The sequence below is a fragment of the Sodalis sp. RH24 genome, assembly GCF_047324145.1.
Classification (GTDB): Bacteria; Pseudomonadota; Gammaproteobacteria; order Enterobacterales; family Enterobacteriaceae; genus Acerihabitans.
The window spans coordinates 2201460-2214282 of the sequence record NZ_CP178729.1 but is presented as its reverse complement, the minus strand read 5'-3'; the positions used below and the strand labels follow the sequence as shown (position 1 = coordinate 2214282).

10 protein-coding genes are annotated in these 12823 nt (G+C 58.9%); 8 read left to right on the top strand and 2 right to left on the bottom strand.

Translation table 11 applies throughout. The annotated features are described in order from the left end of the window. The first annotated feature begins 227 nt into the window (after window positions 1–227). The 3 genes from ACL2XG_RS10195 to proY all read left to right on the top strand — a co-directional run bounded on the left by ACL2XG_RS10195 (window position 228) and on the right by proY (window position 4533). Complete coding sequence (locus tag ACL2XG_RS10195) at window positions 228–1331, top strand: cobalamin-independent methionine synthase II family protein (RefSeq protein ID WP_413722245.1); 1104 nt, start codon at window positions 228–230, stop codon at window positions 1329–1331. Between the two features lie 431 nt (window positions 1332–1762). Further along, window positions 1763–3082 carry a branched-chain amino acid transport system II carrier protein gene (gene brnQ / locus ACL2XG_RS10190; RefSeq protein WP_413722246.1) on the top strand — a complete coding sequence of 440 codons (1320 nt, stop codon included), beginning with the start codon at window positions 1763–1765 and terminating at the stop codon, window positions 3080–3082. A 71-nt stretch (window positions 3083–3153) separates the two neighbouring features. Continuing rightward, window positions 3154–4533, top strand: a complete 1380-nt coding sequence (gene proY, locus ACL2XG_RS10185; protein WP_410016218.1) for a proline-specific permease ProY — start codon at window positions 3154–3156, stop codon at window positions 4531–4533. Between the two features lie 1225 nt (window positions 4534–5758). Here the strand turns inward: proY and ACL2XG_RS10180 are convergent. Together ACL2XG_RS10180 and ACL2XG_RS10175 are read right to left on the bottom strand one after the other, a co-directional pair. Then, complete coding sequence (locus ACL2XG_RS10180) at window positions 5759–6361, bottom strand: peroxiredoxin C (RefSeq protein WP_331122721.1); 603 nt, start codon at window positions 6359–6361, stop codon at window positions 5759–5761. 213 nt (window positions 6362–6574) lie between these two features. Further along, window positions 6575–7162, bottom strand: a complete 588-nt coding sequence (locus ACL2XG_RS10175) for an ACP phosphodiesterase (protein ID WP_410016217.1) — start codon at window positions 7160–7162, stop codon at window positions 6575–6577. 104 nt (window positions 7163–7266) lie between these two features. On the opposite strand from ACL2XG_RS10175, the gene queA reads away from it, so the two are divergent. The 5 genes from queA (at window position 7267) to secF (ending at window position 12772) form a co-directional block, all read left to right on the top strand. Then, on the top strand, window positions 7267–8340 hold the full coding sequence (queA, locus tag ACL2XG_RS10170) for a tRNA preQ1(34) S-adenosylmethionine ribosyltransferase-isomerase QueA (protein WP_413722247.1): 1074 nt from the start codon (window positions 7267–7269) through the stop codon (window positions 8338–8340). Window positions 8341–8437: 97 nt separating this feature from the next. Continuing rightward, window positions 8438–9586, top strand: a complete 1149-nt coding sequence (gene tgt, locus ACL2XG_RS10165; protein ID WP_410016215.1) for a tRNA guanosine(34) transglycosylase Tgt — start codon at window positions 8438–8440, stop codon at window positions 9584–9586. After that, window positions 9587–9919, top strand: coding sequence for a preprotein translocase subunit YajC (gene yajC / locus ACL2XG_RS10160; RefSeq protein ID WP_162367683.1), 333 nt, complete (start codon window positions 9587–9589; stop codon window positions 9917–9919). 27 nt (window positions 9920–9946) lie between these two features. After that, window positions 9947–11794 carry a protein translocase subunit SecD gene (secD, locus tag ACL2XG_RS10155; protein ID WP_410016214.1) on the top strand — a complete coding sequence of 616 codons (1848 nt, stop codon included), beginning with the start codon at window positions 9947–9949 and terminating at the stop codon, window positions 11792–11794. Between the two features lie 9 nt (window positions 11795–11803). Further along, complete coding sequence (gene secF, locus ACL2XG_RS10150; protein ID WP_410016213.1) at window positions 11804–12772, top strand: protein translocase subunit SecF; 969 nt, start codon at window positions 11804–11806, stop codon at window positions 12770–12772. Window positions 12773–12823: the final 51 nt, after the last annotated feature.

Here is a 12823-nt window from a genome sequence, read left to right as displayed (position 1 = left end):
CGCCCGCGGGTGATCATGAATAATGTTCAACACGGGTGAATTTTCTTCGCCATGGCGATGCGCCGCCGCGTGCTAGTATGGATGCGGGCATTATAGACGTCCGGATGTCTATATGTCACCGACGGAAACTATTGCCCACCGGGAATGTTTACATCCTGAACTATTCACTAAATCTTATTATCTTGCGGGCCTTGTCCAGGCCGGCAAAATAACGCCGGAGTTCAAACATGCAAAGAAATACGCCTCCCTTTCGCGCTGATGTGGTGGGCAGCTTATTACGCCCCGAGGCGATTAAGCAGGCCCGCAAGCAGTTGCAGCAAGGGGCCATTACTCCCGCGCAGCTGCGTGCCGTCGAGGATACCGAGATCCGCCGGGTGGTGGAACTGCAGCGCGGTCTGGGGCTGCAGGTGGTCACCGACGGCGAGTTTCGCCGCGCCTGGTGGCATTTCGATTTTTTTGAGGGGCTGGACGGGGTGGAAGGCTACGACGTCGACCAGGGTATCCAGTTTTCCGGGGTGCAGACCAAGGCGCGCAGCATTAAGGTCACCGGCAAGGTGGCGTTCCGCCAGCATCCGATGCTGGCGGATTTCCGCTATCTGCGCAGCGTGGCCGGCGATGCGGTGGCTAAAATGACCATACCCAGCCCGAGCGTGATGCATTTTCGCGGCGGGCGCGGCGCCATCGACGCCGGCGTCTACCCTGATCTGGCGGCGTATTTCGCCGATCTTGCCCAGGCCTGGCATGACGCTATCCGCGCCTTTTACGATGCCGGCTGCCGTTACCTGCAGCTTGACGATACCGTGTGGGCCTATCTGTGCTCGACGGACCAGCAGCGCCAGATCCGCGAGCGCGGCGAGGATCCGCGGCAATTGGCGCGCATTTATGCGGATGTGATCAATCAAGCGCTGGCGGGCAAACCGGACGATCTGGTGGTCAGCCTGCATGTTTGCCGCGGCAATTTCCGCTCCACCTGGATTTCCGAGGGCGGTTATGAGCCGGTGGCGCCTATCCTGTTCGGCGAGGTCAAGGTCGACGCCTTTTTCCTGGAATATGACACCGAGCGCGCCGGCGGTTTTGAACCGCTGCGGTTTATCAAACCCGGCCGCCAGCAGGCGGTGCTGGGCCTTATCACCTCCAAAACCGGTGAATTGGAAGATCCTGAGGCGGTGCTGGCGCGCTTGCGCGAGGCCACCCGTTATATCAGCCTGGACCAGCTGTGCCTGAGCCCGCAGTGCGGCTTCGCCTCGACGGAAGAAGGCAATAGCCTGACCGAAGCCCAGCAATGGGACAAACTGCGGCTGGTGCTGGATGTTGCGGGCCGCGCCTGGTAACGCCAGCGCCCGGCTATCCCGCCCGCGGCAAAATACCGCGGGCGGGCATGGTCGCCGCGGGTTAAGGGGCGGCCCGGGGGTGCCACCGGTATCCATGCCGTTCTGTTATAGTTAAAAGCGCGTCCCTTCAACTATCTTGTAGCAGAAATTACCCAGGCTATGAAAGTATTCACTGCTTTTAGGGTATTTTTTTGGCTTATCATTCTGCTTTTATCTTCAACTATTGCCTTACCGCGCTTTAAACGTTTAAATTGCGCCGGTTATTGCATGCTTCACGCCGTTTTGCACCCTTTTAGCGCTCCGGTCCCGGCAAACAGGCCATTACGCCATGGCCCGCGAGATATCCCGCTGCTGTTGGTGATGTCATAACCGGCATGAGTCGTCATAGGTTTTACTTATTTTTCGCATCCAGACAGGCATTACATTATTCCATGAGCCAGCGTTTAAGCATCAGAGATATCCTCGCCCTGGGTTTTATGACCTTCGCCTTGTTTGTCGGCGCGGGCAATATCATTTTCCCGCCGATGGTGGGATTGCAGTCGGGCCCTTATGTCTGGTGGGCCGCGGCGGGGTTCCTGATTAGCGCGGTTGGGCTGCCGGTACTGACGGTGATTGCCCTGGCCCGGGTGGGGGGCGGCATTGACGCCCTCAGTTCCCCCATCGGCAGAAAAGCGGGACTGCTGCTGGCCGTGGTATGTTATCTGGCGGTGGGGCCGCTGTTCGCCACGCCGCGCACCGCGACGGTATCCTTCGCCGTGGGGCTGGCGCCGTTTACCGGCCAGGGGGATCTGCCGCTGTTTCTTTACAGCCTGGTCTATTTTGCGCTGGTCATCGCCATCTCGCTCTATCCCGGCCGCTTATTGGATACGGTCGGGCACATCCTGGCGCCGCTGAAAATGATTGCCCTGGCGGTCCTGGGCATCGCCGCGCTGCTGTGGCCGGCGGGCAATCCCATCCCGGCGACCGACGCTTATGCCCATATGCCGTTCTCCAACGGTTTTGTCAACGGCTACCTGACCATGGATACCCTGGGCGCCATGGTATTCGGCATCGTGATTGTCAATGCGGCCCGCTCGCGCGGCGTGAACGACGCCGCGCTGCTGACCCGCTACACCATACTGGCCGGGCTGATAGCCGGCGTCGGGCTGACGGCGGTCTATATCACGCTGTTTAAACTGGGTTCGGGCAGCAGCGTGCTGCTGCCGTCGGCGCAAAACGGCGCCGAAATCCTGCACGCCTACGTCCAGTATACCTTTGGCAATGCGGGCAGCGGCTTTCTCGCCATCCTGATTTTCGTCGCCTGCATGGTGACGGCGGTGGGGCTGACCTGCGCCTGCGCCGAGTTTTTCAGCGAACATCTGCCGCTCTCCTACCGCACGCTGGTGTTTATACTCGGTCTGTTTTCCATGCTGGTGTCCAACCTCGGGCTGAGCCATCTGATCCAATTCTCCATTCCGGTGCTGACCGCGATTTATCCGCCGTGCATCGTGCTTATCCTGCTCAGCTTCACGCTGCGCTGGTGGCGCAGCAGCACCCGGATTATCGCGCCGGCGATGCTGATAAGCCTGGTCTTCGGCTGCGTCGATGCCGTCAAGCTCTCGTCATTCCAGGTCTGGCTGCCCGCGTGGATACAGCACCTGCCGCTGTCGGCCCAAGGCCTGGCCTGGCTGCCGCCCACGCTTACCATCGGTATCCTGGTCGCGTTCTATGATAAATACGCCGCGCATCATAAGGCCACCGTCCGGTTATAACCTTTGCGCGCATTATTCACCGCGGGTCGTCCCGCGGCTATTTTTGACTGAAAAAACAGGGTAAATGGGTCATGCAACAACAACCCTCCGCATTAAAACGGGGTCTTACCACCCGCCATATCCGATTTATGGCCTTAGGTTCCGCCATCGGCACCGGGCTGTTTTACGGCTCCGCCGACGCCATTAAAATGGCCGGCCCCAGCGTACTGCTGGCGTATATGATTGGCGGCGTGGTGGCGTATATCATCATGCGCGCACTTGGCGAAATGTCGGTACACAGTCCCCATGCCGGGTCCTTCTCCCGTTACGCCCAGGATAACCTTGGCGGGCTTGCCGGCTATATTACCGGCTGGACCTACTGCTTTGAAATCCTCATCGTCGCCATCGCCGACGTCACCGCCTTCGGCATCTATATGGGCGTCTGGTTTCCGTCGGTGCCGCACTGGGTCTGGGTGCTGAGCGTGGTACTGATAATCGGCGCCATCAACCTGCTCAATGTCAAGGCCTTCGGCGAAATGGAATTCTGGTTCTCGTTCTTCAAGGTGGCCACCATCATCCTGATGATCGTGGCCGGGTTCGCCATCATTATCTGGGGGCTGGGCAACGGCGGACAGCCCACCGGTATCCACAATCTCTGGTCCAACGGCGGTTTTTTCAGCCATGGGATAATGGGCATGATCCTGTCGCTGCAAATGGTGATGTTCGCTTATGGCGGCATTGAAATTATCGGCATCACGGCGGGCGAAGCCAATGAACCGGAAAAATCGATCCCTAAGGCAATCAACTCCGTGCCCTGGCGCATCCTGGTCTTTTATGTCGGCACGCTGTTCGTCATCATGTCCATCTATCCCTGGGATCAGGTGGGCACCGAAGGCAGCCCCTTTGTGCTCACTTTCCAGAAGCTGGGGATCCATACCGCCGCCGGCATTCTGAATTTTGTGGTGCTGACCGCCTCGCTGTCGGCCATTAACAGCGACGTGTTCGGCGTCGGGCGCATGCTGCACGGCATGGCCGGCCAGGGACACGCGCCCAAGATGTTCGCCCGCGTATCGCGTAACGGCATCCCCTGGGTCACGGTGCTGGTGATGATGTTCGCGCTGCTGCTGGCGGTTTACCTGAATTACATCATGCCGGAAAATATTTTCCTGGTGATCGCGTCGCTGGCCACCTTTGCCACCGTCTGGGTGTGGATCATGATCCTGTGCTCGCAAATCGGCTTTCGGCGCAGACTCGGCGCACAGCAGGCCAAGGCGCTGGCATTCCCCCTGCCGGGCGGCGCGCTGACCTCGGCGGCGGGTGTATTGTTCCTGCTGTTTATCATCGGCTTGATCGGCTATTTCCCGGTGACGCGTATTTCGTTATATGTCGGCGGGATTTGGATTGTGCTGCTTCTTGCCAGCTACGCCCTGATGCAACGCCATAAAAACCGCCGCCTGGCAACCGCCCGCTAGGCCCGCCCACACCGATCTCAACGCAGACGTGTTCAAGGGAGACCGTGCCAATGGGGTCGAATCGGGCGTGGTATTCCCGCCCGACCGAGCGCCCCATGGCATGGTATGCCCGCCCACACCGAGCTTAAAGCAGACGTGTTCAAGGGAGACTGTGCCAATGGGGTCGAATCGGGCGTGGTTTTCCCGCCCGACCGAGCGCCCCATGGCACGGTATGCCCGCCCGAACGAGCGCCCCATGGCACGGTATGCCCGCCAACACCGAGCTTAAAGCAGGCGTGTTCAAGGGAGACCGTGCCGATGGGGTCGAATCGGGCGTGGTGTTCCCGCCCGACCGAGCGCCCCATGGCACGGTATGCCCGCCAACACCGAGCTTAAAGCAGTCGTGTTCAAGGGAGAGCGTGCCAATGGGGTCGAATCGGGCGTGGTGTTCCCGCCCGACCGAGCGCCCCATGGCACGGTATGCCCGCCAACACCGCGCTCAAAGCAGACGTGTTAAGGGAGACCGTGCCAATGGGGTCGAATCGGGCGTGGTATTCCCGCCCGACCGAGCGCCCCATGGCATGGTATGCCCGCCAACACCGCGCTCAACGCAGACGTGTTCAAGGGAGACCGTGCCAATGGGGTCGAATCGGGCGTGGTATTCCCGCCCGACCGAGCGCCCCATGGCATGGTATGCCCGCCAACACCGAGCTCAACGCAGACGTGTTCAAGGGAGACCGTGCCAATGGGGTCGAATCGGGCGTGGTGTTCCCGCCCGACCGAGCGCCCCATGGCACGGTATGCCCGCCAACACCGCGCTCAAAGCAGACGTGTTAAGGGAGACCGTGCCAATGGGGTCGAATCGGGCGTGGTATTCCCGCCCGACCGAGCACCCCATGGCATGGTATGCCCGCCAACACCGAGCTCAACGCAGACGTGTTCAAGGGAGACCGTGCCAATGGGGTCGAATCGGGCGTGGTGTTCCCGCCCGACCGAGCGCCCCATGGCGCGGTATGCCCGCCAACACCGCGCTCAACGCAGACGTGTTAAGGGAGACCGTGCCAATGGGGTCGAATCGGGCGTGGTGTTCCCGCCCGACCGAGCGCCCCATGGCGCGGTATGCCCGCCAACACCGAACCCAAAGCAGAGCGTGCCGATACATCAATTGTATTCAGGCATAAAAAAACCGCCGGTTATCCGACGGTATTTATCGCGCGCGCTTTAAGCGGGCAAAATCAACAGACTATTACAAACGGCTGGCATTTTCCGACAGATACTTCGCCACGCCTTCCGGTGACGCGCCCATCCCTTCCTGGCCTTTTTCCCATTGGGCCGGGCACACTTCACCATGTTCCTCATGGAACTGCAACGCGTCAACCATACGCATCATTTCATCAATGTTACGGCCAAGCGGCAAATCGTTGACCACCTGATGACGCACCACGCCCTCTTTATCGATCAGGAACGAACCGCGCAACGCAACGCCGGCTTCCGGATGTTCGATACCATAGGCCCGGATGATTTCATGCTTAACGTCGGCCACCATCGGATACTGCACTTCGCCGATGCCGCCTTCGTTCACCGGGGTTTTACGCCAGGCGTTATGAACGAACTCGGAGTCAAAGGACACGCCGATGATTTCCACGCCGCGTTTCTGGAATTCAGCATAACGCTTGTCAAAAGCGATCAGCTCGGACGGACACACGAACGTAAAATCCATCGGCCAAAAGAAGATAACGGCGGGTTTGCCTTTGATATGGCTTTTCAGATTGAAATTTTCAACGATTTCACCGCTGCCCAATACAGCTGCGGCGGTAAAGTCTGGGGCTTGACGGGTTACCAGTACCATGAGTACTCCTGTAAAAAGCGGTTAAGTGAGTTGCTAACAAAAGAAACAAAACGAGGGCCAGTATAAGGTCTCGCGCCCGGGTGTAAAAGGCCATGGCGCCAATCGGTGAGATAGCTTTGACCAATTGAAGCGCTTATAATTCAACATTTATAATACAAAATAACCCCTTCCGGTGAAAGGGCAAAATCGCTAACGATGAAGCGCAAACGAAACTTACAAACTCCCGGCTCCCCGGCCCGCCATTTGCATTAAATCCGGATATAAACGCCAGAAGCAGGCTTCCAGCGCCGTGTAATGCAGTTCGATTTCCGGAAAGATGCCGCTTAGCGCCACAAGCCTGGGGCGGCGGCTGGCCATACCGTTAAAGACCGGCGCCAGAAAACCCAGCTCGGCATAACGCTCCAGCCAGCGCTCGCGCCACAAATAGTCATTCAGCGCTTGAAAGGACTCCGGCGTCCCCGGCAGGGCGGGCTTTATTTCGCCTTCAACCCGCTGCACGAAACGCCGCAGCGACACTTCAGGCTCGACCCGCCGCCAATGACGCGCCAGGAAATGATCCCACACCACATCCAGCGCAATCGGCGCCACCCGCCGGTAATCGGGGCTGAACAATGCCTTGGCGGCCTTCACTTCGGGATGGCTATCGGTAATGACATCAATCCTGCGATGCATACGAATGCCAGCCGCCACAGGCTCCGGAAACTGGCCGTCGGGATTGCCGCGGACAAAGTCCGCCATCAGGTTGCCCAGTAATGAGCTTTGCGCCAGGGAGGCGAGATGAAGATGGGCAAGAAAATTCATGCCATGAGTATAGGTTAAAAAAGGTTGGCATCCGCTTATTTCTTGCAGGCGCCGCCGCATAGCCCTAGACTAAGCCGCCTGTTTTTTGCGTAAAGTGAACCGAAATGCGAGTGGCCGATTTCTCATTTGATCTTCCTGAAAACCTGATTGCCCATTATCCCCAGCCGGAGCGCAGCGCCTGCCGCCTGCTCTCCCTCGACGGACCGACGGGCGGGATAAGCCATGGTGTATTTACCGATCTGCTGGATAAGCTGCGCCCCGGCGATTTGCTGGTATTCAACAATACGCGGGTGATTCCGGCGCGGCTGTTCGGCCGCAAGGCCAGCGGCGGCAAGATCGAAGTGCTGGTGGAACGGGTGCTGGACGAACACCGCGTACTGGCCCATGTGCGCGCCTCCAAGGCGCCCAAGCCCGGAAGCGCGCTGCAGCTGGGCGACGATGAGAGCATTAGCGCCACCATGGTGGCCCGCCACGATACCCTGTTCGAGCTGCGTTTCAACGAAGAACGGGACGTCTTGACGCTGTTGAACGATGCCGGGCATATCCCCCTGCCGCCCTACATCGACCGCCCGGACGAAGCCGCCGATCGCGAGCTGTACCAGACGGTCTACAGCGCACGTCCCGGCGCGGTGGCGGCGCCCACCGCCGGCCTGCATTTCGATGCGCCCCTGCTGGACGCGCTGCGCGGCAAAGGCGTCGAAATGGCATTTGTCACGCTCCATATCGGTGCCGGAACCTTCCAGCCGGTGCGCGTCTCCCAGCTTGAAGAACACGTCATGCACACTGAATACGCCGAAGTGCCGCAGCAGGTGGTGGACGCGGTACTGGCCTGCAAAGCGCGCGGCAACCGGGTGGTGGCGGTGGGCACCACCTCGGTGCGATCGCTGGAAAGCGCCGCCAGGGCCGCCGGCGATGGACCCCTGGCGCCATTTTTCGGCGACACCGATATCTTTATTTACCCCGGTTACCGCTTTCGCGTTATCGACGTGCTGGTAACCAATTTTCATTTACCTGAGTCAACCCTGATTATGTTGGTATCCGCTTTCGCCGGTTACCGGCATACTATGGCGGCTTACCAGGCGGCGGTTAACGAACGCTACCGTTTCTTCAGCTATGGCGACGCCATGTTCATCACCGCCAATCCCCGGGCGGCGCAGGAAAGCATCGGGGAAGCATAACCGGCCGGGCGGGGCTATCCGCCGGGCTTTTTTTTGCCGGGACAATAGGGTGCCGGCAATGACCGCATCGGACTGTTTATCCGGTGCCGGAGGACGAGTGAAGTATCAATTAATCAACACTGACGGCCTGGCGCGCCGCGGGCGCCTGACATTCGAGCGCGGCACGGTGGAAACCCCGGCGTTCATGCCCGTGGGCACCTACGGCACGGTAAAAGGCATGACGCCTGAGGAAGTGGCCGAAACCGGCGCGCAGATCCTGCTGGGCAATACCTTTCATCTCTGGCTGCGGCCGGGGCAGGAAATTATGAAACTGCACGGCGACCTGCATGATTTTATGCAGTGGCACGGCCCGATCCTGACCGATTCCGGCGGCTTCCAGGTCTTCAGCCTGGGGGATATCCGCAAGATCACCGAAGAGGGCGTGCATTTTCGCAATCCGATTAACGGCGACGCGATTTTCCTGAGTCCGGAAAAATCGATGGAGATCCAATACGATCTCGGCTCCGATATCGTCATGATCTTCGATGAATGCACGCCTTTCCCGGCCGAGCACGACTACGCGAAAAAATCGATGGAAATGTCGCTGCGCTGGGCGGCCCGCTCGCGCGAGCGTTTTGATCAACTGCAAAACAAAAATGCGCTGTTCGGCATAATCCAGGGCGGTATTTACGAAGATTTACGAGATGTATCGGTAAAAAGACTGGTAGAGATAGGCTTTGATGGTTACGCTGTGGGCGGCCTGGCTGTGGGCGAGCCGAAAGCGGACATGCATCGCATCCTGGAGCACGTCTGCCCGCAGCTCCCGGCGGATAAACCGCGTTACCTGATGGGCGTGGGCAAACCGGAGGATCTGGTGGAAGGGGTGCGGCGCGGTATCGACATGTTCGATTGCGTCATGCCAACCCGCAACGCGCGCAACGGCCACTTATTCGTCACCGGCGGCGTGGTGAAGATCCGCAACGCCAGCCATAAAAGCGATACATCGGTCCTGGATGAGCATTGTGATTGCTACACCTGTCGCAATTATAGCCGCGCGTACTTGCATCATCTCGACCGTTGCAACGAAATACTGGGTGCCCGTCTGAACACCATCCACAACCTGCGGTATTATCAGCGTCTGATGGCAGGTTTACGCCAGGCCATCGATGAGAGTAAATTAGGGCGTTTCGTGGAAGAATTTTATGGTCGGAGGGGGTTACCCGTTCCGCCGTTAGCCGTTGAGTTATATAACAATGAGGGAATTTAAATGAGCTTTTTCAGTTCTGACGCCGCCGGCGCAGCCACCGGCCCGTCCCAGGGAAGTCCTTACTCTCTGGTGATCATGCTGGTGGTGTTTGGTTTGATTTTCTATTTTATGATCCTGCGTCCGCAGCAAAAACGCGCCAAAGATCATAAAAAGCTGATGGATTCCATCGGCAAGGGTGATGAAGTGCTGACCACCGGCGGCCTGGTCGGACGCGTGACCAAAGTCGCGGACACGGGCTATATCGCCATCGCGCTCAACGATACCAACGAAGTGGTCATCAAACGTGATTTCGTGGCCGCCGTTCTGCCGAAAGGTACGATGAAAGCGCTGTAATTAACGATTTTCCCGAAGGGAACTGCCGTGTTAAACCGTTATCCTTTATGGAAGTACATCATGCTGATCCTGGCGCTGGTCGTCGGGCTGCTGTATGCGCTTCCAAACCTATATGGTGAGGATCCGGCCGTACAAATCACTGGCGCGCGCGGTGCCGCCGCCAGTGAGACGACGCTGGTCCAGATCCAGAATGTGTTAAAAGAACAAAATATCACCAGCAAGTCTATTGCGTTGGAAAATGGCGCCATCCTGGCGCGCTTCAGCAATCCGGACGTGCAGTTGCGCGCCCGCGAGGCGTTGTTAAACGCGCTTGGCGAAAATTATATCGTTGCGCTTAACCTGGCCCCGGCCACCCCGCCGTGGTTATCGGTGCTGGGCGCCGAACCGATGAAACTGGGCCTGGATCTGCGTGGCGGCGTCCATTTCCTGATGGAAGTGGATATGGATACTGCCCTGGGCAAACTCCAGGAGCAGACCATGGATACCCTGCGCACCGATTTGCGTGAAAAAGGGATCCCCTACGCCACCGTGCGTAAAACCGACAACAATGGCACCGAAGTGGGCTTTCGCGACGCGGCGGCCCGCGACCAGGCGGTTTCCTACCTGACCCCGCGCCATCGCGATCTGGTGTTCAGCAGCGTCGGCGACACCGGCCTGCGCGCCGTCATGGCGGATACCCGCCTGCGCGAGGCGCGGGAATACGCGGTACAGCAGAACATCACCATCCTGCGTAACCGCGTCAACCAGCTCGGCGTGGCCGAACCGCTGGTGCAGCGCCAGGGCGCCGACCGTATCGTGGTTGAACTGCCGGGCATCCAGGACACCGCGCGCGCCAAGGAAATCCTCGGCGCCACCGCCACCCTGGAGTTCCGCCTGGTCAATAGCACGGTAGACCGCACCGCGGCCGCCAGCGGCCGGGTACCGGGGGATTCCGAAGTGAAATCCACCCGTGACGGCCAGCCGGTCGTCCTCTACAAACGCGTTATCCTCACCGGCGATCATATTACCGACTCCACCTCCAGCGCCGATGAATATAACCGCCCGCAGGTCAATATCTCGCTGGACAGCACCGGCGGCACCAATATGTCCAACTTCACCAAGGACAATATCGGCAAGCCGATGGCGACGCTGTTCGTGGAATATAAGGACAGTGGTAAAAAAGACGCCAACGGCCGCTCGATCCTGGTGAAACAGGAAGAGGTTATCAACGTCGCGACCATCCAGTCGCGCCTGGGCAACAGCTTCCGCATTACCGGCATCGACAATCCGAATGAAGCGCGCCAGCTCTCGCTGCTGCTGCGCGCCGGGGCTTTGATTGCGCCGATCCAGATTGTCGAGGAGCGTACCATCGGTCCGACCCTCGGCATGCAGAATATTACCCAGGGGCTGCAAGCCTGCCTGTGGGGACTGGTGGCGTCCATTGTCTTTATGGTGGTGTGGTATCGTAAATTCGGCCTGATTGCCACCACCGCGCTGGTGGCCAACCTGGTGATGATCGTGGGCATCATGTCCCTGCTGCCGGGGGCGACGCTGACCATGCCGGGTATCGCCGGGATCGTGCTGACGCTTGCGGTGGCGGTGGATGCCAACGTGCTGATCAACGAGCGCATCAAGGAAGAGCTGAAAAACGGACGATCGGTCCAGCAGGCAATCCATGAAGGCTATCGCGGCGCATTCTCCAGCATCGTTGACGCCAACGTCACCACGCTGATTACCGCCATTATCCTGTATGCGGTCGGCACCGGCTCTATCAAGGGCTTTGCCATTACCACAGCGATTGGGGTTGCCACCTCGATGTTTACGGCGATTGTCGGCACGCGTGCCATCGTTAACCTGCTTTACGGCGGTAAACGCATCAACAAGCTGTCAATTTAGGAGTGGGCTGTGGCTCAGCAACATAGTGTTGAAGATTTGAATTACGGCCGTAGAGTCTATGACTTTATGCGCTGGGATTATGTGGCGTTCAGTATCTCGATTACGCTGCTGGTCATCTCGATCGCCATCATGTCGGTCAGGGGGTTTAACTGGGGCCTGGATTTCACCGGCGGTACGGTGATTGAACTGAACCTGGAGAAAACCGTCGATCTGGACGCCATGCGCGACGCGCTGGAGAAAGCCGGTTTCAAGGAGCCGCTGATCCAAAACTTCGGCAGCAGCCGCGATGTGATGGTGCGCATGCCGCCGGTGCAGGATGGCGCGGGTCAGGAACTGGGCAATAAAGTGCTCGGCGTGATCAACCAGACCTTCGAGCAGAACGCCGTAGTCAAACGCATCGAATTCGTCGGGCCGAGCGTGGGCAACGATCTGGCGCAGGCCGGCGGCATGGCGCTGCTGGTGGCGCTGATCTCCATCCTGATTTACGTCGGCATCCGCTTCGAATGGCGCCTGGCGCTGGGGGCGGTGCTGGCGCTGGCCCATGACGTGGTGATCACCATGGGGGTGCTGTCGCTGTTCCACGTGGAAATCGACCTGACCATTATCGCCTCGCTGATGTCGGTCATCGGTTATTCGCTTAACGACAGCATCGTGGTCTCGGATCGTATTCGTGAAAACTTCCGCAAGATCCGCCGCGGCAGTTCTTATGAAATCATCAACGTGTCCCTGACCCAGACCTTAAGCCGGACCATCATGACGTCGGCCACCACGCTGATGGTGGTGCTGATGCTGTTTATCTTTGGCGGTCCGATATTGGAAGGCTTCTCGCTGACCATGCTTATCGGCGTTTCCATCGGTACGGTTTCCTCCATCTATGTGGCTTCCGCCCTGGCGCTGAAGCTGGGAATGAAGCGCGAACACATGATGCAGCAGAAAGTCGAGAAAGAGGGCGCCGATCAGCCTTCGCTGCTGCCATAAAAGGCGCTGCCGGCATGACATTCAGGAACCCCGCAGCAGCGGGGTTTTTTT